Origin of the sequence: Rhodococcus sp. ABRD24, from assembly GCF_004328705.1 — a bacterium.
In the GTDB taxonomy this organism is placed as follows: domain Bacteria; phylum Actinomycetota; class Actinomycetes; order Mycobacteriales; family Mycobacteriaceae; genus Prescottella.
The window spans coordinates 4,722,746-4,748,077 of sequence record NZ_CP035319.1; the positions used below are offsets into that span (position 1 = coordinate 4,722,746).

At 67.1% G+C, this 25,332-nt stretch carries 29 protein-coding genes; 18 read left to right on the forward strand and 11 right to left on the reverse strand.

Translation table 11 applies throughout. From position 1 onward, the window contains the following. From ERC79_RS21135 to ERC79_RS21155, 5 genes are all read left to right on the forward strand, one after another. Window positions 1-936 carry a potassium-transporting ATPase subunit C gene (locus ERC79_RS21135; RefSeq protein WP_131580320.1) on the forward strand — a complete coding sequence of 312 codons (936 nt, stop codon included), beginning with the start codon at window positions 1-3 and terminating at the stop codon, window positions 934-936. Between the two features lie 214 nt (window positions 937-1,150). Then, window positions 1,151-2,023, forward strand: coding sequence for an SAM-dependent methyltransferase (locus tag ERC79_RS21140; protein ID WP_131580321.1), 873 nt, complete (start codon window positions 1,151-1,153; stop codon window positions 2,021-2,023). 124 nt (window positions 2,024-2,147) lie between these two features. After that, window positions 2,148-2,906, forward strand: coding sequence for a 4-hydroxy-tetrahydrodipicolinate reductase (gene dapB / locus ERC79_RS21145; RefSeq protein WP_131580322.1), 759 nt, complete (start codon window positions 2,148-2,150; stop codon window positions 2,904-2,906). Next, window positions 2,903-3,370, forward strand: a complete 468-nt coding sequence (locus tag ERC79_RS21150) for a hypothetical protein (RefSeq protein ID WP_131580323.1) — start codon at window positions 2,903-2,905, stop codon at window positions 3,368-3,370. The genes dapB and ERC79_RS21150 overlap by 4 nt, the downstream gene beginning before the upstream one ends. A gap of 5 nt (window positions 3,371-3,375) precedes the next feature. Beyond that, window positions 3,376-3,861 carry a flavodoxin family protein gene (locus tag ERC79_RS21155; RefSeq protein WP_131580324.1) on the forward strand — a complete coding sequence of 162 codons (486 nt, stop codon included), beginning with the start codon at window positions 3,376-3,378 and terminating at the stop codon, window positions 3,859-3,861. 68 nt (window positions 3,862-3,929) lie between these two features. Here the strand turns inward: ERC79_RS21155 and ERC79_RS21160 are convergent, their stop codons facing one another. Further along, a complete protein-coding gene (locus ERC79_RS21160; protein WP_131580325.1) occupies window positions 3,930-4,364 on the reverse strand; it encodes an SRPBCC family protein in 435 nt (144 codons plus the stop codon). A gap of 106 nt (window positions 4,365-4,470) precedes the next feature. After that, the gene (locus ERC79_RS21165) at window positions 4,471-4,932 is read right to left on the reverse strand and encodes a toxin-antitoxin system HicB family antitoxin (protein WP_131580326.1); all 462 of its coding nucleotides are present in this window, start codon (window positions 4,930-4,932) and stop codon (window positions 4,471-4,473) included. Between the two features lie 152 nt (window positions 4,933-5,084). Between ERC79_RS21165 and thyX the strand changes: the two genes are divergently transcribed. The 3 genes from thyX to ERC79_RS21180 all read left to right on the forward strand — a co-directional run bounded on the left by thyX (window position 5,085) and on the right by ERC79_RS21180 (window position 8,707). Next, window positions 5,085-5,837 (forward strand): FAD-dependent thymidylate synthase, encoded by a 753-nt coding sequence (thyX, locus tag ERC79_RS21170; RefSeq protein WP_131580327.1) that lies wholly within the window; start codon window positions 5,085-5,087, stop codon window positions 5,835-5,837. Window positions 5,838-5,903: 66 nt separating this feature from the next. After that, window positions 5,904-6,812: a 4-hydroxy-tetrahydrodipicolinate synthase gene (gene dapA, locus ERC79_RS21175; protein ID WP_131580328.1), complete on the forward strand. Its 909-nt coding sequence runs from the start codon at window positions 5,904-5,906 to the stop codon at window positions 6,810-6,812. Further along, window positions 6,809-8,707, forward strand: a complete 1,899-nt coding sequence (locus tag ERC79_RS21180; RefSeq protein ID WP_131580329.1) for a ribonuclease J — start codon at window positions 6,809-6,811, stop codon at window positions 8,705-8,707. Before dapA ends, ERC79_RS21180 begins: the two co-directional genes overlap by 4 nt. Window positions 8,708-8,765: 58 nt before the next feature. Here the strand turns inward: ERC79_RS21180 and ERC79_RS21185 are convergent, their stop codons facing one another. Further along, on the reverse strand, window positions 8,766-9,197 hold the full coding sequence (locus ERC79_RS21185; RefSeq protein WP_131580330.1) for a pyridoxamine 5'-phosphate oxidase family protein: 432 nt from the start codon (window positions 9,195-9,197) through the stop codon (window positions 8,766-8,768). 96 nt (window positions 9,198-9,293) lie between these two features. Here ERC79_RS21185 and ERC79_RS21190 point away from each other — a divergent pair, with 96 nt between their 5' ends. The 3 genes from ERC79_RS21190 (at window position 9,294) to ERC79_RS21205 (ending at window position 13,931) form a co-directional block, all read left to right on the forward strand. Continuing rightward, window positions 9,294-9,917: a TIGR03085 family metal-binding protein gene (locus ERC79_RS21190; RefSeq protein ID WP_131580331.1), complete on the forward strand. Its 624-nt coding sequence runs from the start codon at window positions 9,294-9,296 to the stop codon at window positions 9,915-9,917. 92 nt (window positions 9,918-10,009) lie between these two features. Further along, complete coding sequence (locus tag ERC79_RS21200; RefSeq protein ID WP_207390379.1) at window positions 10,010-12,724, forward strand: DNA translocase FtsK; 2,715 nt, start codon at window positions 10,010-10,012, stop codon at window positions 12,722-12,724. Between the two features lie 211 nt (window positions 12,725-12,935). Continuing rightward, window positions 12,936-13,931 carry a TerC family protein gene (locus ERC79_RS21205; protein WP_131580332.1) on the forward strand — a complete coding sequence of 332 codons (996 nt, stop codon included), beginning with the start codon at window positions 12,936-12,938 and terminating at the stop codon, window positions 13,929-13,931. On the opposite strand, the gene ERC79_RS21210 is transcribed toward ERC79_RS21205, so the two are convergent. Together ERC79_RS21210 and ERC79_RS21215 are read right to left on the reverse strand one after the other, a co-directional pair. Then, on the reverse strand, window positions 13,928-14,212 hold the full coding sequence (locus ERC79_RS21210) for a YciI family protein (RefSeq protein WP_131580333.1): 285 nt from the start codon (window positions 14,210-14,212) through the stop codon (window positions 13,928-13,930). The two genes, ERC79_RS21205 and ERC79_RS21210, sit on opposite strands and share 4 nt — an antisense overlap. Window positions 14,213-14,268: 56 nt before the next feature. Beyond that, window positions 14,269-14,757: an amino-acid N-acetyltransferase gene (locus ERC79_RS21215; protein WP_131581419.1), complete on the reverse strand. Its 489-nt coding sequence runs from the start codon at window positions 14,755-14,757 to the stop codon at window positions 14,269-14,271. A 225-nt stretch (window positions 14,758-14,982) separates the two neighbouring features. On the opposite strand from ERC79_RS21215, the gene pgsA reads away from it, so the two are divergent. The 5 genes from pgsA to ERC79_RS21240 all read left to right on the forward strand — a co-directional run bounded on the left by pgsA (window position 14,983) and on the right by ERC79_RS21240 (window position 18,368). After that, on the forward strand, window positions 14,983-15,567 hold the full coding sequence (gene pgsA / locus ERC79_RS21220; protein WP_242676919.1) for a CDP-diacylglycerol--glycerol-3-phosphate 3-phosphatidyltransferase: 585 nt from the start codon (window positions 14,983-14,985) through the stop codon (window positions 15,565-15,567). Continuing rightward, a complete protein-coding gene (locus ERC79_RS21225) occupies window positions 15,564-16,052 on the forward strand; it encodes a nicotinamide-nucleotide amidohydrolase family protein (protein ID WP_131580335.1) in 489 nt (162 codons plus the stop codon). The genes pgsA and ERC79_RS21225 overlap by 4 nt, the downstream gene beginning before the upstream one ends. A gap of 71 nt (window positions 16,053-16,123) precedes the next feature. After that, window positions 16,124-16,465, forward strand: coding sequence for a helix-turn-helix transcriptional regulator (locus ERC79_RS21230; RefSeq protein ID WP_131580336.1), 342 nt, complete (start codon window positions 16,124-16,126; stop codon window positions 16,463-16,465). A gap of 178 nt (window positions 16,466-16,643) precedes the next feature. Continuing rightward, a complete protein-coding gene (locus ERC79_RS21235; RefSeq protein ID WP_131580337.1) occupies window positions 16,644-17,468 on the forward strand; it encodes a PspA/IM30 family protein in 825 nt (274 codons plus the stop codon). A gap of 30 nt (window positions 17,469-17,498) precedes the next feature. After that, a complete protein-coding gene (locus tag ERC79_RS21240) occupies window positions 17,499-18,368 on the forward strand; it encodes a hypothetical protein (RefSeq protein WP_242676672.1) in 870 nt (289 codons plus the stop codon). 19 nt (window positions 18,369-18,387) lie between these two features. Here the strand turns inward: ERC79_RS21240 and ERC79_RS21245 are convergent, their stop codons facing one another. The 3 genes from ERC79_RS21245 to ERC79_RS21255 are packed head-to-tail and all read right to left on the reverse strand — an operon-like array spanning window position 18,388 to window position 20,296. Next, window positions 18,388-18,993 (reverse strand): energy-coupling factor transporter transmembrane protein EcfT, encoded by a 606-nt coding sequence (locus tag ERC79_RS21245; RefSeq protein ID WP_131580338.1) that lies wholly within the window; start codon window positions 18,991-18,993, stop codon window positions 18,388-18,390. Further along, on the reverse strand, window positions 18,990-19,670 hold the full coding sequence (locus tag ERC79_RS21250; protein ID WP_131580339.1) for an ABC transporter ATP-binding protein: 681 nt from the start codon (window positions 19,668-19,670) through the stop codon (window positions 18,990-18,992). The genes ERC79_RS21245 and ERC79_RS21250 overlap by 4 nt, the downstream gene beginning before the upstream one ends. A gap of 14 nt (window positions 19,671-19,684) precedes the next feature. Beyond that, entirely contained in the window at window positions 19,685-20,296 is a 612-nt protein-coding gene (locus ERC79_RS21255) for a biotin transporter BioY (protein WP_131580340.1), read from the reverse strand. A gap of 235 nt (window positions 20,297-20,531) precedes the next feature. Here ERC79_RS21255 and ERC79_RS23220 point away from each other — a divergent pair, with 235 nt between their 5' ends. Then, entirely contained in the window at window positions 20,532-20,708 is a 177-nt protein-coding gene (locus ERC79_RS23220; RefSeq protein ID WP_165497185.1) for a hypothetical protein, read from the forward strand. Between the two features lie 176 nt (window positions 20,709-20,884). On the opposite strand, the gene ERC79_RS21260 is transcribed toward ERC79_RS23220, so the two are convergent. Continuing rightward, window positions 20,885-21,865 carry a DUF389 domain-containing protein gene (locus ERC79_RS21260; RefSeq protein ID WP_131580341.1) on the reverse strand — a complete coding sequence of 327 codons (981 nt, stop codon included), beginning with the start codon at window positions 21,863-21,865 and terminating at the stop codon, window positions 20,885-20,887. 221 nt (window positions 21,866-22,086) lie between these two features. Here ERC79_RS21260 and ERC79_RS21265 point away from each other — a divergent pair, with 221 nt between their 5' ends. Beyond that, window positions 22,087-22,800: a PIG-L family deacetylase gene (locus ERC79_RS21265; protein ID WP_131580342.1), complete on the forward strand. Its 714-nt coding sequence runs from the start codon at window positions 22,087-22,089 to the stop codon at window positions 22,798-22,800. On the opposite strand, the gene ERC79_RS21270 is transcribed toward ERC79_RS21265, so the two are convergent. After that, window positions 22,797-23,687 (reverse strand): diacylglycerol kinase, encoded by an 891-nt coding sequence (locus tag ERC79_RS21270; protein ID WP_131580343.1) that lies wholly within the window; start codon window positions 23,685-23,687, stop codon window positions 22,797-22,799. The two genes, ERC79_RS21265 and ERC79_RS21270, sit on opposite strands and share 4 nt — an antisense overlap. After that, window positions 23,684-25,312 carry an FAD-binding oxidoreductase gene (locus ERC79_RS21275; protein WP_131580344.1) on the reverse strand — a complete coding sequence of 543 codons (1,629 nt, stop codon included), beginning with the start codon at window positions 25,310-25,312 and terminating at the stop codon, window positions 23,684-23,686. Before ERC79_RS21275 ends, ERC79_RS21270 begins: the two co-directional genes overlap by 4 nt. Window positions 25,313-25,332 lie beyond the last annotated feature (20 nt).

Sequence of the window (25,332 nt, forward strand, 5' to 3'; positions counted from 1 at the left end):
ATGCGCCTGCCGACTTGGATACGGACACATCTCGCGGCGGTGCGGGCGCTGCTGGTGTTGACCGTGATCACCGGACTCGCCTACCCGCTGGCGGTCTGGGCGGTGGCGATGCTGCCTGGCCTGCACGACAAGGCGAACGGTTCGATCGTCGAGTCCGGCGGACGCCCGGTGGCCAGTGCGCTCATCGGTCAGCAGTTCGTCGATTCGGACGGCAAGCCGCTCGCGCAGTACTTCCAGGGCCGACCGTCGGCGGCCGGAATCGGTTACGACGCGCTGGCGTCGGGCGCGAGCAACCTCGGCCCTGAGAGCGTCCGGGACACCCCGGCCGATCCGGCGCTCCTGGCGCAGGGCAGGTCACCCCACGACGCAGGATTCCGGGCGAGCCTGCTCAGCACGGTATGTGCCGAGAGCCTGGTGGTCGGACGGCGGGAGGGGGTGGACGGTTCTCGTCCGTTCTGCACCCCGGACGGTGTCGGCGCGGTGCTCTCGGTGATCGGCCCGCGGGATTCGGAGGGCAATGTCGTCGATCCGGACCGGGTCGTCAGTATCAACGAAAGTTGCTCGGTGGACCCGGCCCGACCCACCACGCCCTTCATTCGTGAGTATGAGGGAGTCTCAGTCGAATGCGCCGAGTTCGGGGCGGACTATTCGAACGGTCGATTGGTGCCGATCCGCGGTGACGCCCCGCGGCACCCGGCGGTTCCTGCTGATGCCGTCACCAGCAGTGGCAGCGGGCTCGATCCGCACATCTCGCCGCAGTACGCAGACCTGCAGGCCGCTCGGGTAGCTGCGGCACGCGGAATCGGTGTCGATCAGGTCGATCGGCTCATCGCGGACAATCGTCAGGGACGGACGCTGGGGTTCATCGGCGAGCCGCGCGTGAACGTCGTGGAGTTGAACATCGAACTCGACGCCGCGTATCCGGTTCCGCGATGACAACGGGACGGTAGGCGCGCTACGGCGGGCGTAGCCTGAAGTTACGCCGGTCGGGACGGTCAAGTGTTCGATCCGCTCATTGCCGATGATGCGATCGGTGCCGGAACATCCGGAACATATTGGACAGCAAGGGTTCACACCGGTCGGTCAGCCGCGATGAGGTACCGCGGGGCCGATGCGCGCAGGGCGATGCGATGAACGGGGCTGACGAACGATGAATGAACTGGCGGAATGGGACATTGTCACCGGCGTGGGCATCACTGCGCTCGGTGTCGCGGCGGGCCGGGCGATCGAGACACATCGAGAGGGCGGGTTGGTCTCCGATCCGTACGCGGAGGCATTCGTCGAGGCTGCTGCGCCCCCGGTGCCGCTGCCGACCCGGCTCGGTGCGGCCGAGGATCTCGGGATCCCGTGGGAGTCGATGGCGAACTACATGGGTGTGCGGTCCCGGTTCTTCGACGACTACTTCGGCGCCGCAGGCGAGGTCGGCATCGATCAGGTAGTGCTGCTTGCGGCGGGCCTGGACGTGCGCGCCCACCGACTGGACTGGCGACCGGGTACCACCGTGTACGAACTCGATGCGCCGAAGGTCCTCGCCTTCAAGGACGGCGTGCTCGAGGATCAGAAGGCGCGGCCGCGGGCCGATCGCCGGATTGTTCCAGTCGATCTGCGTGAGGAATGGACGGTTCCCTTGCAGCAGAAGGGGTTCGACGATTCTCGTCCCTCCGCATGGCTCGCGGAGGGCTTGCTGCCATTCCTTCCGAACGCGGCCAAGGAACGCCTGTTCCGATCGGTCACCGAGTTGGCGGCGCCGCGAAGTCGGATCTGCGTCGAACACGTCGACGACGTCCGCGGCATGTTGCAGGAAGCGCAGTTTCACGACATGAGTACGCGATTCGGGATCGACATGGCAGCCCTCTGGCCGGACGAGGAGGATTTCGGGCCCGCGGAATGGCTCGGCGAGCACGGGTGGGACGTCGACGTCGTGCGCTCGGCGGAGGTGGCCGAGCGTCTCGGGCGCTCCCTCGAGAATCCCGGCGACGATCCGATGCGTTCGAGTGTGTTCATCACCGCCGTCCGACGGTGACAGAGGCCAGGACCGGCCGGCACCGAACACGGCCACCGGCCGCTGATCGCCGTCCGGGGCCACACCGTAGGCTTTCCGGGAAGCAGAGCGGTGATCTGGAACAGGATTCGGACGGAGCGTGGACGTGACTTCAGCAGCACCTATCAGGGTCGGAGTTCTCGGTGCGAAGGGCAAGGTCGGCCGTGCGATGTGCGAGGCCGTCGAGCAGGCCGACGACCTCGAACTGGTGGCCGGCGTCGACCAGGGCGAGCGGATCGAGCATCTGGTCGATCAGGGCGCGCAGGTCGTCATCGATTTCACCCACCCCGATGTCGTGATGGGCAACCTCGAGTTCCTGATCGCGAACGGGATCCACGCCGTCGTCGGCACCACCGGATTCGACGACGCGCGCCTCGCGAAGGTGCAGTCCTGGCTCGATGCGCGGCCGGAGGTCGGCGTGCTGATCGCCCCGAACTTCGCGATCGGCGCGGTGCTGTCGATGCGTTTCGCGGCCGCCGCGGCGCGATTCTTCGACTCGGTCGAGGTCATCGAGCTGCACCACCCGAACAAGGCGGACGCGCCGTCCGGCACCGCCTACCGGACCGCGGCGCTCATCGCCGAGGCCCGCGCGAAGGCTGGCCGCGGCCCGAGTCCTGACGCCACGACGGCCGAGCTCGAGGGTGCCCGCGGCGCCGACGTCGACGGAGTGCGAGTGCACTCGGTGCGTCTGGCCGGCCTCGTCGCGCACCAGGAGGTGCTGCTGGGGACACAGGGCGAGACGCTCACCATTCGGCACGATTCGATCGACCGGAACTCCTTCGCGCCCGGCGTGTTGCTCGGAGTTCGGGAGATCGGCACGCGTCCCGGTCTCACCGTCGGCATCGACCCGCTGCTCGACCTGTGAAGAACCAGTCCACCCGTGTCGTTGTCGCGATCGCGGCGATCGTCGTCGCGCTCTCGTTCTACTTCGTCCTGCTCGGTCAGCGCGGCGTCGCGCTGATCCAGGATGGACGCGCAGTTCCGGTCGTTCTCGGCCTCGCCGTGCTGGTGCTTCCGCTGCTGGGCGTGTGGATGGTCGTCGCGACCATCAGGTCCGGGCTCGCCCACCAGCACCTGGCCCGCCGAATCCATGACCAGGGCCTGGAGCTGGACGTCGACGACCTGCCACGCCGTCCGTCGGGCCGCATCGAGCGTGACGCGGCGGACGCGCTGTTCGCCCAGGTCAAGCAGGAGTGGGAGGCGGATCCGGACAACTGGCGCAACTCCTATCGGCTGGCCCGGGCCTATGATTATGCCGGTGACCGCGGCCGGGCGCGTGAGACGATGCGTCGCGCCGTGCGCCTCGAAAAGCTCGAACGCGAGAGCTGATCGCTATGTCGGAAGTGCCGCCGGAGAAGGCCGAGAAAACACTGCTCGTCGTCCATCACACCTCGTCTCCGGCCACGCGTGAGTTACTCGAGGCGGTGCTCGCGGGTGCGCACGACCCCGAGATCTCCGGGGTGACGGTGCGGTCGGTACCGGCACTGAGTGCGACTGCGGTGGATGTACTTGCCGCGGACGGCTTTCTGTTCGGTACGTCCGCGAACTTCGGGTACATGTCGGGTGCGCTCAAACATTTCTTCGACACCGTCTACTACCCGTGCCTGGACGCCGTCGCCGGCCGCCCGTACGGGCTGTGGGTGCACGGCAACAACGACACCGCGGGTGCGGTGAAATCGGTCCAGAAGATCGTGACCGGAATGGAATTGGTCCAGTCGGCGCAGATCGTCGAGATCACCGGTCCGATCGACGTACAGGTGCGCGAGCGCTGCTACGAGCTCGGCGCGACGGTCGCGGTGACCGTTGCGGGCGAGACGTAACGCCGCTCGATTCGTCGGTCTCGGTTCATCGGACCTCGTGCCGGGTGACGCCGGCCGCTGCTGCCGGACTATTTGCCGTCGACGAACTGCGTCAGGCCCTTGCTGGCGGTCTCGATCGCGGCCTTCTGCGCCTTCTTCACCAGGAAGCCGGGCAGCGGGATCTTCGGGTCGATGCTCAATTCGAACTTCACCCGCGTACCCGTGCCGTTTGCGATCAGGGTGTACGCGCCATCCTGGCTGTTCTGCTGTGTGCTCTCGACGAGAGTCCAGGACATGCTGCTGTCGCCATTCCAGGAGTAGTCGACCACCTGCTCGTCGGTGATGCCCATGATCGACACGGTCATCCGGACGCGGTTGGCACGACCGTCGGGATGAGTGCTCTCGATCACGACCTTCTTGTGGGCGGAGGACCATTCGGGGAGCCGGTCCACGGCGGCGATTGCCAGCATGACTTCGGCCGGTACAGCCTTGACATCGAATTCCTTGGCGCCGGATACAGCCATGTTTTCCACTCCTCTACCCCGTGAACGATGAGACGCAATTAGACCATCACCCGAGCCGGGATTCCGGCAGGCCGACATCCTGTGCCGCCAAGCGGGACTGCCGACGTCAGGCGTCGTCGGGGCGGTTCTTGCGCATCTGATCGCGCAGCGCGCCCTGAACCGCTTGCGAGACCCACGAATTGAGGGACATCCCGTCCTCGGTCGCCGCCTCCTCGGCGCGGGCCTTGATCTGGTCGACCAGACGCAGCGTGACCCGACTGATGTCGCCGGTGACGTCCTCGATCGTGCGGTACTCGCCGGGGCCGGTGGTGCTGTCGCCGGTGGGGCGGCGCCGGGTGGCCTCGACGGTCGCCTGGGTGCCGTCGAACTGCACGTGCAGGGCGCGGTCGCCCAACTCCTCCGATGCCTCGCGGGCGAAGTCGGACAGTGCCGAGACGAGCATCAGCTGTGCCGAACGTTCCACCGCCCCCGCGAGTGCGTGCGCGATCCGCTGGGTGTCCTCGCCGCCGAGGGCGGCGGCCGCCGCGAGATCGTCGCGCAATCGGGCCGTGTATTCGGTCAGTTCCATGACGCCATTGTGACGCCAAAGTGGCGTCATTTCAAGGGAAGTGTGACGTCATACTGACGTCGTGCCGCGAGGGTGAGTCGTGCGGTACGTCACGTACCTCAGGGATAGGGTGCGGATGTTGAGGGTGCGACACGATTCCCGGGAGGATTTCAGTGCGGCATGCGGTGTCCTTGAAGGTCCAGCTGATCGCGAAGACGGAGTTCGTTCCGCCCGTCGACGTGCCGTGGGAGACCGACGCCGACGGTGGCGAGGCGCTGGCCGAGTTTGCCGGCCGCGCGTGCTACCAGAGCTGGTCCAAGCCCAACCCCCGCACCGCGACGAACGCCGGATATCTGCGGCACCTGCTCGAGGTGGGGCACCTGTCGGTCCTCGAGCACGGCAGCGTCAGCTTCTACATCAGCGGGATCTCCCGCTCGTGCACGCACGAGCTGATCCGGCACCGTCACTTCTCGTACTCGCAGCTCTCCCAGCGTTTCGTTCGCGAGAACGAGGCCAACGTCGTCATCCCTCCGGCGATCGCCGGCGACGCACGGCTCGAGGCGCTGTTCGAACAGGCGACCGAGGCCAGCCGGGAGGCGTACTCGAAGTTGCTCGCAGCGCTCGAGGACAAGCTCACGGACGTGCCCAACGGGCCGGTACGCGGCAAACAGGCGCGGCAGGCCGCGCGCTCGGTGCTGCCCAACGCCACCGAGACCCGTGTCGTGGTCACCGGGAATTACCGCGCGTGGCGGCATTTCGTCGCAATGCGGGCCACCGAGCACGCTGATGTGGAGATTCGCCGGGTGGCCGTAGAGTGCCTCCGCCAGCTGCAACACGCTGCGCCGAACGTTTTCGGGGACTTCGAGATCCTCGCGCTCGCCGACGGTTCCGAGGTCGCGACGAGCGAGTTCGCCGGCGTTGACTGAGTGGTCCACCGATCGGGGGTGCCGTGGGGTGCAACACCGTAACTCCCACCGGGTAGCCTTCTGACCATGACCTACGGTGATTCAGCTGCTTCCGTCGAGCGTCCGTTCGGCACCGTCCTCACTGCGATGGTGACCCCGTTCACCAAGGACGGAAAGCTGGACGTAGACGCCGGCGTGCGGCTGGCGACCCATCTCGTCGAGGCCGGCTGCGACGGTTTGGTTCTCGCCGGAACCACCGGAGAATCGCCCACCACCACCGAGAACGAGAAGCTCGAGCTGCTCCGCGCAGTCGTCGAGGCGGTGGGGGACCGGGCCAAGATCGTCGCCGGGGCGGGAAGCAACGACACCGCGCACAGCGTCGAGCTGGCCCGCGACGCCGCCCGCGCAGGCGCCCATGGACTCCTCGTCGTCACCCCGTACTACTCTCGCCCGCCGCAGGCGGGTCTTTACGCGCATTTCACCGCGGTGGCCGACGCCACCGATCTGCCGGTGATGCTCTACGACATTCCACCTCGCTCCGTGGTGCCGATCGAGACCGAGACGATCCGCCGCCTCGCGGACCACCCCCGGATCCTCGCAGTGAAGGACGCCAAGGGGGATCTCAACGCGGGCGCCGAACTCATCGGCACCACCGATCTGGACTTCTTCTCCGGAGACGATCCACTGAACCTTCCCTGGATGTCCGTCGGTGCGGTCGGCTTCGTCAGCGTGATCGGGCATCTCGTGCCCGGGCGTCTGCGCGAGCTGCACACGGCGTTCCTGGCAGGCGACATCGCCCGTGCCCGAGAGATCAACCTCAGTCTGGTGCCGGTCAACCGTTCCGTTGCTCGACTCGGCGGTGTCAGCGCGTCGAAGGCAGGACTACGCCTGCTCGGCATGGATGTCGGTGAACCGCGCCTGCCGCAGATCGCCCCCACCGCAGAGCAGATCGAAACTCTCGCAGCAGACTTGCACGCAGCGGGGGTGCTCGCATGACCCGTCCCACTCGCCGTCGTAGCGCCAGCCGTCACGCAGGTCCGCCGAGCCCGGCGACCGAACAGGCCGCAGCCGCGCCTGCGCCCGAAGCCGCCGACAAGGTGGCGAACGATCCGGCTCCCGAGCAGGCCGCTCCGAAGAAGGCCGCCGCCCGGAAGTCGCCTGCCAAGAGAGCCCAGCGGTCCAAGGCCCCGGTACCCGTGGCCGCCGACCCCACCGATCGTCTCGGACTGCCGCCGAAGGCCCCCAAGAACGGCCTGCGCGTCGTTGCGCTCGGCGGTATCGGCGAAATCGGTCGCAACATGACGGTTTTCGAGCACCAGGGCAAGCTGCTGATCGTCGACTGCGGTGTCCTGTTCCCCGAGGACCAGCAGCCCGGCGTCGACCTGATCCTGCCCGACTTCCGGTACATCGAGGACCGGATGGAGGATGTCGAAGCCGTCGTCCTCACACACGGTCACGAGGACCACATCGGCGCGATCCCGTTCCTACTGCGCCTGCGCCCCGACATCAAGATCGTCGGCTCCAAGTTCACGCTCGCGCTGGTGGCGGCCAAGTGTCGCGAGCACCGGCAGCGCCCCAGCCTCGTCGAGGTCACCGAGGGCGAGCGGACCACCCACGGCCCGTTCGAGTGCGAGTACTTTGCGGTCAACCATTCGATCCCCGATGCGATCGCCGTCGCGATCCGCACGTCGGCCGGTGTCGTGCTGCACACGGGCGACATCAAACTCGACCAGTTGCCGCTGGACGGCCGCCTCACCGACCTGGCCGGATTCTCTCGGTTGGGTGACGAGGGTGTCGACCTGTTCCTGGTCGACTCCACCAATGCCGAGGTGCCCGGCTTCGTCACGCCGGAACGCGAGATCGGCGGCGTACTGGACAACGTCATCGGCAAGGCCACTCAGCGTGTGATCGTCGCGTCGTTCGCCAGCCACGTGCACCGCATCCAGCAGGTCGTCGATGTCGCGAAGCGGTACAACCGCCGAGTCGCGTTCGTGGGTCGTTCGATGGTCCGCAACATGCAGATCGCGCAGGATCTCGGCTACCTGTCGGTTCCGGACGGTTTGGTCGTCGACATCGACACTGCCGCGAACCTGCCCGATGACAAGCTCGTGCTCGTCTCGACAGGTTCGCAGGGCGAGCCGCTGTCGGCGCTCTCACGCATGGCCCGTGGCGAGCACCGCCAGATCAACATCCGGGCCAACGACCTCGTCGTGCTCGCCTCGTCGCTGATTCCCGGCAACGAGAACTCGGTGTTCGCGGTCGTCAACGGTCTGGCGAAGCGCGGCGCCACCGTGGTTACACAGCAGAACGCCAAGGTGCACGTCTCCGGGCACGCCTCGGCGGGCGAGTTGCTGTACCTGTACAACGCGGTGCGCCCGACCAATGCGATGCCCGTGCACGGCGAATGGCGTCACCTGCGCGCCAACGCCGCGCTGGCCAAGGCAACCGGTGTCCCGGAGGAGCGCATCGTGCTCGCCGAGGACGGCGTGGTCGTCGATATGGTCGACGGGCTCGCGGAGATCGTCGGACGCGTCCCGGTCGGGTACGTGTACGTCGACGGCAACTCGGTCGGCGACGTCGGTGACTCGACTCTGTCGGATCGACTGGTCCTCGGCGAGGGCGGCTTCATCTCGATCTCGCTGGCCGTGGACTCCGCGACGGGTCGTGCCGTGAGCACTCCCGAGGTGTCCGGGCGCGGCTTCTCCGACGACCCGGCGGCACTCAAGGAGGCTGCGACGCTGGTCGAGTCGGAGCTCGTGCGACTGGCCGGTGAGGGCATCACCGATACCCATCGGATCGCGCAGGCGGTTCGTCGCGTCGTCGGACGCTGGGTGGCGGACAAGTACCGTCGCCGGCCGATGATCGTGCCCACCGTCATCGGCGTGCCGTAGCTCGACCGCCGCGCTCGGCAGTATGCGACGAACAAGAAGCTCGTCGCATACTGCCGGTTCAGGACTCGAGCTTGCCGTAGTCGACGGTGAACCAGCGCTCGGGACGCATACGGATCAGTACGGCCTTGTCGTTGAAGGACTGGTCCACGAACGCCTCGGCCTCAGCCTCGGGCAGATAGCGGCGCACGAGGGGACGCACTTCCTCGGGTGTCACGGAATCCTGGAATGTTGCCTGACCCTCGACGCTGACATACCGGTACGGCGCCGACTCGACCTGCGCGCACAGGCTCAACCGCCCGCTGGCGCGGATCAGCCGCTCCTTGACCGTGCCCTTCTCGGTCCAGACGACGACGTCTCCGCCGGGGGAGTAGTGGTACCAGACGGGGACCGCGAGAGGCGCCCTGCCGGGGCGTTCGGCCGCGATCACCCCGATGTGGATGCCTGCGAGGAACTGCTCGCGTTCACTCTCGGACATGGTGGTGCTGGACATGTGTCGCTCCTCTCACGGGAGACCGGACTCCTCCCACGGTAAGGGCTCCCGTCGACATGTCCGCCCGGATCAGTGGATCTACGGTTACCGTGTGGTGTGCCCTACGCCCGTGACGAACGCCACTGCCTGGTCCAGACGATGCGCGAGGTGGGCCCCAGCGCCCCCACACTGTGCGGTGATTGGACCGCCCGTGATCTCGCCGCGCACTTGGTGCTGCGCGAGCGCCGCCTCGATGCCGCGCCCGGAATCGTGGTCGGGGCGCTGTCGGGCTACACCGATCGTGTGCAGCGGGGCATCGCGCGGTGGGAGTGGGACGTGCTGCTGGAGAAGGTCGACTCGGGACCGCCGCTGTGGTCTCCGTTCCGGCTCGTGGACGAGCAGGCCAACCTCGGCGAGATGTTCGTGCACCACGAAGACGTGCGCCGAGCGCAGGACGATTGGCAGGTCCGCGCGCTGCCGGCCGGATTGCCGAACCGGCTGTGGGCATTGGCTGCCCGGATCGGAAAGCTCGGGTACCGCCGCTCCCCGGTCGGTGTCGTGCTCGAATGTCCGGACGGTCGTCGGGCCACCGTGCGATCGGCAGGTGCGGCCACGGTGACGCTCCGCGGCGAGCCGTCGGAACTGTTGCTCCACGCCTTCGGGCGGGACCAGGTGCGAGTGGAGTTCGATGGCGCCCCCGCCGATGTCGAGGTCGTCGCGACCCTCGACCGCAGTTTCTGACCGCGCCGCGCGATCCCCGTCCGCCCACGTGAACGGGTGTGGCGGGTGTTGCGGATGGTCCAGAAGGTGCCGTAGCGACTAGCCTGGCCTGTATGGCAGGGAAGACAAGCGCCCGCGGATCGAGTTCGACGGCATCCACCTCGCGGTCCCGCGCGCGCTCGTCGGCCTCGTCCGCGCCGGTGACCCGCACGTCGAGCCGGGGCGAGGGCGCGTCCTCGGCGGCACGGAAGTCCACGTCGACGCGTAAGCAGGCGTCACCCCGCGGTGGAACCGGCACGCGCCGCCCGGCACCCAGGACCAAGGCCGCGCCGTCGCGTGGAGCGGGAGTCCTCGGCTCGGTCGGGCGCGGTATCGGAGCCGGGTGGTCGATGGTGGCCAAGGGCGTCGGGGCCACCACGCGCACGATGGGCAAGGCCACCGAGATCGAGCACGGCCACCGCCGGGACGGGATCGCTCTCGGACTGATCGCGGTCAGCGTCGTCATCGCGGGCGGTATGTGGTTCTCGGCCGGTGGACCGGTGGGGGAGTGGATCGAGATCGGTGTCCGCGCCATAGTCGGTGCGGTGGCAGCGATCCTGCCTATCCTCGGCATCGCGATCGCCGTGATCCTCATGCGGACCGAACCGAAGCCGGAGATCCGCCCGCGGTTGATCCTCGGATCCCTGTTGATCGGGCTCCCAGCCGTCGGCCTGTGGCACATCGCGTCAGGATCTCCGCGGACGGCGGACGGACGTTCCAGCGGTGCAGGTTTCGTCGGCTACGCCGTCGGTGGACCGCTCACCGACGGCGTGACGGTCTGGCTGTCGGCGCCGCTGCTGCTGATGGCGATGGTCTTCGGGGTGTTGCTGATCACCGGCACCACGGTGCGTGAGGTGCCGGGTCGGCTGCGGACGTACTTCGGGACCGGAGGCCACGATGACGAGTACGGCGAGTACGACCAGACCGACGACCCCGATTTCCGGGACGAGAGTGACGGCGCAGACGACTACGACCCGTCCCGGTTCGATCCGGACGGCTACCCAGAGGAGCGCCCGGCCCGGCGTACCCCGCGGCGCCGCAGCACTCCCGAGCTGAACTACCCGACGGATGAGTTCTCCCCGGACGATGCCGAGACCGAGGTGATCGGTCTGTGGAATCCGGCGGTCGCCGACACTCCGAGCCCCGAACCGGCCCCACTGGCACCAGAGCCGGAGCCGGAGGCAGCGCCGAAACCGAAGCCGAAGCCGAAGCCGAGGGCCCGCACCGTTCCAGCGCCGCAGCCGGAACCCGAACCGGAGTACGAGGCCCTCGTACCCGACCGGGTGGCCGAGGGTGACTACGTGCTGCCGCCGACCTCGCTGCTGATCGACGGTGATCCCCCGAAGAGGGGCAGCAAGGCCAACGAGGCGATGATCGAAGCCATCACCGAGGTGCTCGAGCAGTTCAAGATCGACGCCGCGGTCACCGGATACACCCGCGGCCCGACGGTCACCCGCTATGAGGTGGAGCTGGGTCCGGGCGTCAAGGTCGAGAAGATCACTGCGCTGGCCCGCAACATCGCGTACGCGGTGGCGACGGACAACGTCCGGCTGCTTGCCCCGATTCCCGGCAAATCCGCCGTCGGCATCGAGGTACCGAATTCGGACCGCGAGTTGGTGCGCCTGGCGGACGTGCTTACCGCGCCGGCTACGCGCAAGGATCGCCACCCGCTCGTGATCGGTCTCGGCAAGGACATCGAGGGCGATTTCGTCAGTGCGAACCTGGCGAAGATGCCACACCTTCTCGTGGCCGGTTCGACTGGATCCGGAAAGTCCAGTTTCGTCAACTCGATGCTGGTGTCGCTCCTCACCCGGGCGACGCCCGACGAGGTCCGGATGATTCTGATCGACCCGAAGATGGTGGAGCTCACCCCGTACGAGGGCATTCCGCACCTGATCACGCCGATCATCACCCAGCCGAAGAAGGCTGCGGCGGCGTTGGCATGGCTGGTGGAGGAGATGGAGCAGCGATACCAGGACATGCAGGCCAGCAAGGTCCGGCATATCGACGACTTCAACAGCAAGGTCAAGTCCGGCGACATCACGACACCTCTCGGCAGCGAGCGGGTGTACCGCCCGTACCCGTACATCCTCGCGATCGTCGACGAACTCGCGGATCTGATGATGACCGCGCCGCGGGACGTCGAGGAGGCTATCGTCCGGATCACGCAGAAGGCGCGCGCCGCGGGAATCCACCTGGTGCTGGCGACCCAGCGTCCGTCCGTGGACGTGGTGACGGGTCTGATCAAGACCAACGTGCCGTCGCGTCTGGCGTTCGCCACTTCGTCGCTCACGGACTCGCGCGTCATCCTGGACCAGCCGGGCGCCGAGAAGCTGATCGGTATGGGTGACGGCTTGTTCCTTCCGATGGGTGCGGGCAAGCCGATTCGGATGCAGGGCGCGTTCATCACGGATGACGAAATTGCCGCGATCGTGTCCTATGCCCGGAACCAGGCCGAGCCGGAGTACACGGAGGGCGTCACCGTTGCCAAGGCAGGCGAGAAGAAGGATGTCGACCCCGATATCGGTGACGATATGGACGTGCTGCTGCAGGCCGTCGAACTGGTGGTGTCGAGCCAGTTCGGTTCGACCTCGATGCTGCAGCGCAAGCTCCGGGTGGGCTTCGCCAAGGCGGGTCGGTTGATGGACCTGATGGAGACACGCGGAGTCGTCGGGCCCAGCGAGGGTTCCAAGGCACGCGAGGTGCTGATCAAGCCCGACGAACTGGAGGGTCTGTTGTGGTCGATCCGTGGGGGAGATCCTGAGGGCGCCGACGTGGAAGCAGACTGACCTCCCTGTCCGGGTTCGGCCGCAGTCGCGAGGTTGTGATTGAATAGGAATCACTTTTGGAGGGGAGTATCCCCATTCCTGCGGCAGAATCGTCAACACGATCGGCACCGTTGCCGGTCCGGTTCTGTCGGCTGATCCGCCCCGGTCTCACCGGTGGATCTGCGGGAGAGACCTCCGGTGGTAAAACCTGCCTACCGGAGGGCTATCTCTGATGCACGTCTCCCCGCTCGTCTGGATTATCACCTGCGTGGTGATTCTCGGACTCTTCGTCTTCGACTTCTTCGCCCACGTGCGTACCCCGCACGCGCCGAGTTTCCGCGAGTCGGCCTTCTGGTCCGCGGTCTACATCGGTATCGCGGTGATCTTCGGCCTCATCGTCATGGCGCAATGGGGCACGACGTTCGGCGGCGAGTACTTTGCCGGCTACGTCACGGAGAAGGCGTTGTCAGTGGACAACCTCTTCGTATTCGTGATCATCATGTCGACGTTCGCGGTGCCACGTGAGTACCAGCAGAAGGTACTGCTCATCGGCATCGTGATGGCGCTGGTCATGCGCGGCATCTTCATTGCGGTCGGTGCTGCGGCGATCAACACCTACAGCTGGGTCTTCTATCTGTTCGGTGCGTTCCTGATCTACACCGCGTTCAAGCTGATCAAGGACGCCGGCCACGAGGCCGCGGCCGAGCAGGAACGCGAGAGCAAGGTCATCACCCTTGCCAAGCGGTTCCTGCCGACCACCGAGGAGTACGACGGCGACAAGCTGGTCACCCGGATCGACGGCAAGCGGGTCGTGACGCCGCTCATGCTCGCCCTGGTCGTCATCGGCTTCACCGACGTGCTGTTCGCGCTCGACTCGATTCCCGCGATCTACGGCCTCACCCAGGAGCCGTACTTGGTGTTCACCGCGAACGCCTTCGCGCTGATGGGTCTGCGCCAGCTGTACTTCCTCATCGGCGGACTGCTCGAGCGTCTCGTATACCTGTCTTACGGGCTGTCGCTGATTCTGGCGTTCATCGGTGTGAAGCTTGTCCTGCATGCACTGCACGAGAACACCCTGCCGTTCATCAATGACGGTAACCAGGTCTCGGTGCCCGAGATCTCCACGGTGATGTCGCTGAGTGTCATCCTCGGCGTCCTGGTGGTGACGGCTGTCGCCAGCCTCATCAAGACCCGCAACAAGACCGACGACACCGCCGCACGCAGCTAGTCGGCGAACACTCCGAACACCGGGATCCATTCGCGGATCTCGGCCCGCTCGACCAGGTGGGCCCTCGCGAATGGATCCTGGTCGAAGAGGGCGCGGACCTCGGCGGAATCCGTGCCTTCGACCATCATCAGGGCGCCGCTGCCGTCGGCGAACGGGCCGGAGGAGTGGACGATGCCGCGGCGGACCAGATCCGCGAGCCAGGCTCGGTGGTCGGTCCGATGGTCGTCGCGCTGCGCGGACTTCTCGGGAGCATAGGTGTACTGAACGGCAAAGAGTGGCATAGGTCGTCCTCGGTCTCTTGAGTGCCCGGTCTCGTGGGCGTCAGGTCTCGTCAGGCTCAGAGAGTCAGCAACATGCGGGTATTGCCCAGCGTATTCGGCTTGACGTAACTCAGGTCGAGGAACTCGGCGACGCCGGTGTCGTACGACCGGCACATCTCGGAGTAGACCTCGGCGGTCACCGGTGTTCCCTCGATCTCGGCGAAACCGTGCTTGGCGAAGAAGCTCACCTCGAATGTGAGGACGAACAGCCGCTCGAGTTCGAGTTCGCGCGCCACCTCCACCAGCTTCGCGACCACGAGATGTCCGGCACCCCGGCCCTTCACCCGAGGATCGACGGCGACGGTGCGGACCTCGCCCAGATCGGACCACAGCACGTGCATCGCGCCGCACCCGACGACGGTGCCGGCCTCCTCGACGACCCAGAACTCTTGAACCGCTTCGTACAGCGTGACCAGGTTCTTCTCCAGCAGGATCCGGCCCGCATAGATGTCGATGAGGCGCTTGATCTCTGGTACGTCGGAGGTGCGGGCGCGGCGCACCAGCATCCCATCAGCCTCGTTCGTTCCAGCTGCCGGCGTCCCAGATGTCATGGGGTGAACAGTAGTCATAGCGGCAACGGATATTGTGGGCGGTGTGCTGCCCCGATCCATCGCCCCAAGCCACGTCCCGTTCGACTCGGGTGTGCCTGGGCGATCCGTCGGATCGGCGCCTTGGTGAGCCCGCCGCGGCGGGAAGCGGCGCCCGCGTCGGATGCGCCGTCCTCCGACACTGTGCCCTCACCTCACACCCCCGTTCCCGTGGTCAATATCGCCAATATCCTTACCGTGCTGCGTATTGCGCTCGTGCCGGTGTTCCTGGTTGCGCTGTTCGTCGGCGATGGGCATTCGACGTTGTGGCGGATCATTGCGACCGCCATCTTCGTGATCGCGGCCGTAACCGATCGCATCGACGGCCAGCTGGCCCGCAAGCACGGCCTGGTCACGGACTTCGGCAAGCTCGCCGACCCGATCGCCGACAAGGCGCTGATCGGTGCAGCGCTGATCGGACTGTCTGTGCTCGGCGATTTGTCGTGGTGGGTGACCGGCATCATTGCCGCGCGCGAGCTCGGCATCACTTTGCTGCGATTCGCGGTCCTGCGTCACGGCGTGATCCCGGCTGGCCGCGGCGGCAAACTGAAGACCCTGGTGCAGACGGTCGCCATCGGCCTCTACCTGTTTCCGCTGCCCGGTGCCTTCGCGCCCCTGAGCGCCACGCTGATGGGCCTCGCGGTGGCGTTGACCGTCATCACCGGACTCGACTACGTCGTCCAGGCGGTCCGGCTACGTGCCGGTGCCCGGCGCCCCGGCCGCACATGACCGACCCACTCGTCGACGAGGTTCCGGCGAACGAGCTGGTGGCGGTGCTGGCACGTCGAGGGCAGACAATGGCGACCGCAGAATCACTCACCGCTGGACTACTTGCCGCGACCGTTGCCGGTGTGCCCGGTGCGAGCGCCGTTCTGCGCGGCGGGCTGATTGTCTACGCGACCGACCTCAAGTGCAGTCTCGCCGGCGTCGACGCGAACGTCCTGGCGCACGACGGGCCGGTTGCCCGCCGGACCGCCGCGGAGCTTGCGGAGGGCGCTGCGCGCCGCTGCGGCGCCGACTGGGGCATCGGAGTGACCGGTGTGGCCGGACCGGACCCGCAAGACGGCCATGCGCCAGGCACGGTGTTCGTCGGGGTCTCTGGGCCGGACGGCACCGAGGTGGCGGCGTTGCGACTTGGTGGTGACCGGTGGGAAATCCGGTTCGGCACCGTTTGTGCGGCGGTGTCGAATCTGCTCGAACGATTGTCACGATAGGGTCGGGAACCAATCGCGTGCACTCGTGCGTTTGTATTGACGAGTGAGGTGTCGGATTAAGGAGGAGCGAGATGGCGCTGCTATTGCGTGAGGCAATCGGTGACAGTCTTCGGCGCACCCGCGTTTCGCAGAGCCGGACCCTGCGCGAGGTGTCCAACAGCGCGCGGGTCAGTCTCGGCTACCTGTCCGAGATCGAGCGGGGCCGCAAGGAGGCGTCGAGCGAGCTGCTGGCCGCGATCTGTGACGCGCTCGAGGTTCCGCTATCCGAGGTCCTCGTCGATGTCAGTGAGATCCTGGCGGTTGCACCGCGCGAGAAGGTCGCCGCCGATCGTGCATCGGTGACCGGCCGCATCGCACAGGACACCCGGGTCGTGATTCCCGCACCGACAGCGAGGACGCTGGCGGCGGCATAGCCGTGCCGTCACGCTTCGGAAACCGATAGATTCATCAGTGACTGCCGGGCGCAATTGCCCGTAGTGATTGCTGGTGATTGACAAGGCGAGCAGTAGGGCAGTGCCCAAGTTCGATGCGTGACGGTCGCGCATCGGGTCGCGTACCGCGCGGCGCAGCAGATGGAGGCGGGATCAACCCATGGCTAATCCTTTCGTCAAGGGATGGAAGTACCTGATGGCGCTCTTCAATTCCAAGATTGATGAGAAGGCCGACCCCAAGGTGCAGATTCAGCAGGCGATCGAGGACGCGCAGCGTCAACATCAGGCCCTGTCGCAGCAGGCCGCGTCGGTGATCGGCAACCAGCGGCAGCTCGAGATGAAGCTCAGCCGCCAGCTCGACGAGGTGGAGAAGCTCAACGCGAACGCGCGGCAGGCCGTTACTCTCGCCGATCAGGCCGCGGCCGCGGGCGACAATGAGAAGGCAATCCAGTACACCAACGCAGCCGAGGCGTTTGCGGCCCAGCTCGTGACGGCGGAGCAGGGTGTCGAGGACCTCAAGGCGCTGCATGATCAGTCCCTGCAGGCCGCGACGCAGGCCAAGAAAGCCGTGGAGCAGAACGCCATGACTCTGCAGGCCAAGGTCGCCGAGCGCACCAAGCTGCTCAGCCAGCTCGAACAGGCCAAGATGCAGGAGCGCGTCAGCGAATCGTTGCGGTCGATGGACAGCACGCTGACCGCGCCGGGCAACACTCCCAGCCTCGACGCGGTTCGCGACAAGATCGAGCGCCGGTATGCCGACGCACTCGGCTCGGCGGAGCTGGCTCAGAACTCGGTGCAGGGTCGGATGATGGACGTTCAGCAGGCGAGTGTTCAGCTGGCCGGCCATAGCCGTCTCGAGCAGATCCGCGCCTCGATGAAGGGCGACGCTCTTCCGTCCGGTGGTACTGCGGCCGCGCCGGCGAAGCCCGCCGCGGCACCGGAGCCACCCGCGGCGTCCGCCAACGGCGAGACCTCCGCGCAGTAGGCAACTGACAGCGAACGAGAAGTCGGTTCGATGAGTAACAACCGAGGTGGCCGGTCCGGGAAGAACTCCCGGCCGGCCTCCTCCGTCTTCAGCGAGGGTGCGACCCTCGCCTCCAGCGCCGTGTCGGCGGTCGGCAGTGCGCACAATGTGCTGCGGGAGGTCGGTGGCAACGTCGCCGAGTCGGTGCGCCGCTGGTCCGACCCGCGGGAACGCATGCTGCGCAAGCGGCGTCGGGCGCGTAAGCGCGCCACCCGTTTCGCCATCACATCCGGTGGGAGCGCCGTGGGGGCAGTTTCGCTCGCAGTTGCGTCCGCCCCGGACTGGACGGTCGTCGCAACGGGCGGAGCCGCGGCCCTGTTCGCAGTGCCGGCCGTCGTCGCGGTCGGGACATACCGTCGGCTGACCGCGAAGCCGCTGCCGCCGGTGACGCAGTCACGGCTGGTGCTGCCGCCGTCCGGTTCGGCCGCCCGGATGCCGATGGAGCGTCTGGCACGGGCCGAGAACAGCTTGTACCAGCTGCTCGGCGTGTTGGGCCGGTCCGCGAGTGTCGATGCAGACGAACTCGATCACACTGGTGAGACCGCGCGATCGGCGGCGGCCACTCTGCGAGCCGTCGCAGCGGACATCGTCGCGATGGAAAATGCCGGGCGCAGTTCTGCCGCCGCCGCCGAGCACCTCGGCCAGTCCGTCCGGGCAGCCGCGGACCAGTTGGGGGTCGGCGTCGACCAGTTCGAGGATCTCGTCACCGCGGCGGCGAAGATGACGGCCCCAGCGCAGACGTCGTCGTACGTTGCACTGGATCGGCAGCGGCAGGATCTGTTGTCGGCCTCGGATCTGCTCGAGGGCTGGGCGGCGGCGCTGGGGGAACTCGACGAGATCGACCGTCGGTTCCGGCGCTAGAGAGTCGGCCGGCGACGGCTCAGTCGTCCACACCGCGCGCGGCGAGGGCCTCGCCCATCGCTTCCGCGGTCAGCAGCGCGGACACCACGGTCGGTACGGCGAGGGCGCGTAGCGAGAATCCGAGGCCGCGCGCCTTTCGCGCATCGGTGACCTGTTGCACGATCCCAGTGAGCAGCGGAATGCACCGCAAAGTCATTGCGAGGACGAGGCCGGCGCGATCCGGATTGACGCCCACACGGCGCAGCGGACGCAACCCGCGGCCGATCGTGTCGAGCATGTCGCTGACCCGGGTGGTGAGGGTGACCAGTGCCGCGAGCGCGACGGCGAGAGCGATGGTGCCGCAGACGATCGCCGCGCGCGCCCAGCCGGTGAAGATCACTTGGAAGGCTCCGATGAACAACATCGCCCACATCAGCGGGCGGAGCTGTGAAAGGGCCGTTCTGATGGGGATTCCCGCGATCAGATAGCCGGCTGCGACGACGGCGGCGGCAGGTACGAGTTGCCACGGCTGCCGTATCAGAACCGTGATCGCGAGAATCGCCATGACCATCGCGATGAGCTTCGGTCCGGCGGGCATCCGGTGCAGGATCGACGAGCCGGGGGAATACAAGCCGAGCGTGGTCATCCGATCAGCGCGCGATAGAACGCGACGGAGTCAGCTGGCGCGCCGTCCGCGGCGACCCGGCCCTGGTCGATCACGATCACGCGGTCGAAGTCGTCGAGCAGGTCCAGATGGTGGGTGACCACGACGAGCTGCTGCTGCAGGCCTGCCAGCGTTCTCCGCATCAAACGGGCGTTGCGCAGATCGAGCAGCGTCGTCGGCTCGTCGGCAACCAGTACGTCGGGGTCGGTCACCATCACTGCGGCGAGTGCGAGCAACTGTTTCTGGCCGCCCGACAGGAGGTGCGTCGGGTGGTCCGCGTGCCCGGCCAACCCGAAGCCGGTCAGCACCTGGGTGACCCGGTCGGCGCGCTCCGCCTTGCTCAGTGAACTGCGCCGCAGCGAGAATCCGATGTCCTCGGCGACCGTCGGCATGATGATCTGGTGGTCAGGATCGGTGAACACGAAACCGACCTTCTTCCGCACCTGGCGTCCCTTGCGGGCGGTGTCCAGACCGTCGACACTGACCGCGCCGGAAGTGGGGGTCACGAGGCCGTTGATCATGCGAGCCAGCGTGGACTTGCCGCTGCCGTTGGCGCCGATGATTCCGATCCGTGCCTCGGTGAGGGTGAGGCTGATGCCGTCGAGCACCCTACGCTCACCGTAGGCGTGGTGGACCGCGTCGAACCGGATCTCGCTCATCGTGCAGTAATCGGCTAGACCGCGTCCGCGCGCGCCGCTGTGACGGGCAGATTGCGAGCGGCCAGGGCGGGGTAGGCACGGTGTACCTGGGCGGCGACGGCAGCCGCGACGACAGCCTTGAGGACGTCGCCGGGCAGGTAGGCGAGATTGGCGGCAAAGGCCGCTGGGACTGTGAGATCGGTCTTGAGGAGCATGCCGGGAATGCCGAACGCGTACAGTACGACGATCCCGCCGACCAGATTGATCGCGATGCCCCCGAACACGTTGTACCTGGGCAGCATCCGATAGCTGAGCCAGCCGATGACCGCGGCGGCCGGCAGCCAGCCGATCAGGAAGCCGGCCGTGGGACTCGACAGCGACATGAGTGATGTGCGGCCGCCTGCCAGCACCGGCAGCGCCAGCCCGAGCACGATCACCGTGAGCACCGCGAGCGTGCCCTTGCGCGGTCCGAGGAGGGCTCCGGCGAGCATGACACCGAGCGTCTGCAGTGTGATCGGCACGGCCGACCCGCCGATGTTGATGGTGCCCGGTAGGCCGAGCGCGATGATGAGCGCTGCGAAGACGGCGATCTGCGCGAGATCGCGAGCGGTGTTGCGGGGGGTGCCCGTGGGGGATGTCTGCGACACGGCTATCGACTGCTCCTGGTGGAATTCGCGAACAGGACGGATCAGGTTCGAACCTGCCGAGCTTATGCCAACGAGCGTCGTCGGTAGCAGCCCAGCCCGGTTTCGAACTCTCAGGGTGAACCCTGATCTTTCCCTGATCTTCGCTGTGACCTGGAGCTTTCCGGTTGGGACCATGCGACGATCAACGTGCCGGGATCGTAGGATCGACGGTGAACACCCAAGCAGGAGGCACATCGTGTTCTGGAAGATTGTCGGCATCGTGGCACTGGTCTGGATCGCGTTCGCGTTGATCGGAGCTGTGGTCAAGGGCCTGTTCTGGATACTGGCGGTCAGTGCCGTGGTGTTCGGGTTGTACGTGCTCTACAAGGCCGTGTCGGGAAGCGGCGACACGTCGGACGTCACCAAGCTCTAGCGCGGGCGCGATGCTGGCGAGGGCGCGGTCGATCCGGCGGGCCCGGATGTACCGACTTGTGTGTCGGAGCGGCGTCGTGTTCGAACCGACGGGTCGTAGCGTGCCGTAGGTGACCGTGGGGGATAGCTGACAGCGTTACCCCGTCCGCGACGGATATGCCTACCACCCGAGTCCGCCTAGTTCTGGCTCTTGTCCTCGTCCACACCGGGGATGGGGTGGACGGCGCTTCCGGAAATGACCGACCCGCCGGTGCGACCGGCACGTTGCAACACCAGCAGCACAGCCACCCCAGCGAGCACGATGCCGATCAGATTGACACCAAGTTGCCCGAGCGAGCTCAGCATGACACTCCATTTCCCCGCGAACACCGCGACGACGGCCAATCCCGCAGCTGGCACTGTCGTTACCGAGATGAACACGCCCACCAGAACAGTGGAGGCGTAGGTGACCAATGCCAGCATGCCTGCCGCCCCCGCCAGCAGCGCCACCACTAGTGAGAATGGCCCCACCTCGTAGATGAAGTCGAAGACGCGGGCGTTCTCGACATCACCGGTCCCGATCCAGCCGAGACGAATCCACAGCAGTGTGGCCAGCGCCGTGACCACCATCGCGACCGGAAACGAGATGGCCAGGGTGCGTGCCGAACTCCGTATGAGCCCGAAGTCTCTGCGAACCAGGCCGACTGAAAGCGCCGCCAGCGGTCGGAACTCGGGCCCAACCACCATCGCGCCAACCAGGGTAAGCGGAGAGGCCGTCGCAACACCTACCGCCGACAACAGGAACGCGATCGACAGAAACACCAGGAACGTAGGCGTCAGTCGGGCCCCCTCGCGCACCTGACCGAGCAACTGCTCCCACACGACAGCTTCTTCCCGGCGTGTAGGAGTCGCAGCTTCCGCCCGCTCCCCGGCGCGGGAGAGTACGGTCCCCGCCGGCTCGAAGGAAATACCGCCCGTCCGCACCAGATCCAGAGCGGCCAACGCCGCAAGGACATCATTCGCGCAGGCACGCGCCACATCCGCCTCGATCACATCACCGGGCGGATCGATGGCGGCACCGAGTGCGAGCGTCACATGGGTGACGCCGGGTTCGGCGGCCAGCGTGCGCAGGACTGCTGCGGAGCGGTTGCTCGACGAGATGACGCGCAGATGCAGCACAGTATTGCCCCCTCCGGCCGGCGGTGGTGTGACCGAGCGACGGCCAGTTCATCGTCAGCAATCGTAGCGGGGCCGCCTGGCGACCTTGACTTCACGACCTGCGCCAAGTGGGGAGGGCGCCGGGTGAGAAAGGACAACCGATGCGGGTCTTCGAACGCTCTCGGTGTTGACAGCAGACGCAGGAACCCTCGTGTTCGCCGAGTCTGGGGCATGCTGAGGGAATGGAACCGATTCCTGAGGACTGGCAGCGTGGGTTGGTGATCGTCGCCCACCCGGACGACATCGAGTACGGGGCGGCGGCCGCCGTCGCCCACTGGACCGACCAGGGCAAGGACATTCGGTACGTGCTCGCCACCAGTGGTGAGGCCGGGATCGCGGGGCTGCACCCGAAACACTCGGGGCCGCTTCGCGAGGAGGAGGAACGCCGGTCGGCGGCGATCGTCGGGGTCTCGCATGTAGAGTTCCTCGGCTACCCCGACGGTCGACTCGAATACGGCCTGGATTTGCGCCGGGATCTCGCCCGGGTCATCCGAGTGCACCGCCCCGAAATGGTCGTCACCATGAATCACCGTGAGACGTGGGGCCCGGGATTCCTGAACAGCGCCGACCACCGGGCGGTCGGCCTGGCCGTGCTCGACGCCGTCGCCGACGCCGCCAACGAGTGGATCTTCCCCGAGCTCACCGAGCCGGCGTGGACCGGCGTCCGGTGGGCCGCGGTGAACGCGATGGTCGGCACCACTCACGCCGTCGATGTCACGTCGACGGTCGAGCGCGCGGTCGAGTCGCTGTGTGAGCACCGCGCCTACCTCGAGGCGCTCAGCGATGAGCCCGTGCTGGATCAGGCGGCCCGCCAGATCGAGATGTCCACCGGGCCCAAGCCGGGATTCGACGCCGAGCGTGCGGTCGGATTCGAGTTGTTCGTCTTCGGCGGCTAGCTCAGCGGAGCCCCGATGATCACCCGGCCGGCGCCAGGCACCGCTGTGATATCGATCGGCAGCGGTGCGATCGGCTCGCCGTCGGCGTAGGCGGTCACGGGCGTGCCGGTTTCCAGTCGGATCTTGTGGGACCGGTACGTCTGGACCTCTTCGAGTTCGACGTGCGTGCCCTTGTAGACGGTGGGGAACAGCCGCACCAGGCGAAAGCGGCTGCCCGATGCGACCACCGTGACGTCGAGTAGTCCGTCGTCGAGGACGGCGCCGGGCGTGATGAGCATGCCGCCGCCGTACGAGGTCCCGTTACCGACCGAGACCATCGTCGCGTCGACCTCGACGGTCCGGTCGTCGAGCACGATTCGATACGGAATCGGTTTCAGCTGAGCAAGTTCGGCAAGCATCGCCAGGTTGTAGCGCATCGGCCCCTTGGGCCACCGCATCCGATTGGCGCGGTCGGTGACGAGCGAGTCGAACCCGCTCGCGAGGACCGTGCCGAACCAGCGGTCGCCGGCCAGGCCCAGGTCGATCGTCGCGATCTCGCCGCTCGCGACGATGTCGGCGGCGGCAAGCGGATCGTCGACCGGTATGTGGAACAGCCGGGCGTGGTCGTTGCCGGTACCCCCGGGGATGATGCCGAGCGGCGTTCCCGTCTGCGCCAGGGCCTGCCAGGCGATGCTGATGAGCCCGTCACCGCCGGCGGCGACCAGCGCGTCGGTGCCGGCGGTGACGGCCTTCCGCGCCAGTGCCAGCGCCTCTTGCGGTGTGCGACCCTCGATCTCGGTGACCGTCACCCCGCGTTCCCGCAGTCGTGCGACGGCGGCAGCGGCCGCCCACGGGGCGTTCCCGTTGCCTGCCGTGGGATTCGTCAGGACCGTGACCGAACTCGTCATGGAATCAGCTTGCCAGGGTTGAGGATTCCGGAGGGGTCGATCGCGTCCTTCGCTGCGCGCAGGACCCGGGCGCCGAGGGCACCGACCTCGGTCTCCATCCACGGCCGGTGGTCGCGCCCGACAGCGTGGTGGTGGGTGATGGTGCCGCCCGCGGCCATGATCGCGTCCCCCGCCGCCCGCTTGGCAGTTGCCCACTGGCTCAGTGGGTCGGCGGTCTGCGCGCACACGACCGTGAAGTAGAGCGACGCACCCGTGGGGTAGGTGTGCGAGATATGGCACATCACGAGCGGCGGAGTTCCCTGCGCAGCAAGCGATTCGGTGAGGGCTGTGGTCACCGCGGACCGAAGGTTCGCGAGATTGGACCAGCGCGTTGCGGTTTCGAGCGTCTCGGCGATTGCACCCGCGCTGAGCAGTGCATCGCGTAGATAAGGAGCGTCGAACCTGCCGTGTTCCCACGCCTGCGCGGGTGCTTCGCCGAGAGCGTTTCCGCCGGCCGCCGCGAGCAGGGCGGTTGCCTCGGCGTAACGTGCCTCGACGTGGGCATCAGTGCCCTCGAATGTCGTGATAGCGAGGCAGCCCGCAGTGGGGCTGTCGCCGCCGATATCGCCCGAGAGAGCAAGGTTGATGCCGGTCTCGGCTTCGTCGGACAGGCGCATGACGGTGGGTGCCGATCCGGACTGGATGACCGTGCGCAGTGCCGCCGCTCCGGTTTCGAAGTCCGGGAACGACCAGGCCTGATAGGCGGTGCGTTCGGGCACCGGGTGCACTCGCAGGCCTACCTCGGTGATGATCCCGAGCGTGCCCTCCGAGCCGATGAACAGCTCGCGCAGGTCCGGGCCCGCCGCGGACGCGGGGGCACGGCCGAGTTCCAGGGTGCCGGAGGGCGTTGCGACCTTGAGCCACTCGATCATGTCGTCGAAGCGGCCGTACCCGGCGGATGCCTGACCCGAGGAACGAGTGGCGGCGAATCCTCCGATGGTCGCGAACTGGAAGCTCTGGGGGAAGTGGCCGAGCGAGAACCCGTGTTCGCCGAGTAGCTGCTCGGCCTGTGGACCGGTCACGCCTGCCTGCAGCGTCGCGACGCCGGAGATCGGATCGAGGTCCGTCAGTGCGTTCAGACGCCGGAGATCGAGCGCGATGACGGAATCGAAGCGGCCGCGGGCCGGGTCGACGCCGCCGACGACGCTGGTGCCGCCGCCGAACGGGACCACAGCGACCGCGTCGCCCGCGCAGAACCGCAGCACGGCCATGACTTCGTCGTGTGAGCCGGGGAGTAGCACCGCGTCAGGCGCATCCTGCAGTTGGGTCTCCCTGCGGCGCAACAGGTCCGGAGTGCTCTTGCCTCCGGCGTGGCGCAGGCGGGTCGAGGTGTCGGTGTGGATGTGGTCGGGTCCGACGAGGTCTGCCAGTGCGGCCAGGCGGCCGGCGGACAGAGTGCAATCGCGCACCGCGGTGTCGGATTCGGTGGGCGGCGGCGACTGCTCGGCGGAGACACCGAGAGCCTGCTGCAGCAGGCCCTGGACCTGAGCAGACAGGTGTCGGCGGGACTCGGCGACACCCCAGGCGTCCCACTCCATGGAGGGGGCCTCGGTGACGGGGAACTCGGGCGCGAAGGCATCGGACATGCGTTACAGTGTTACATAAG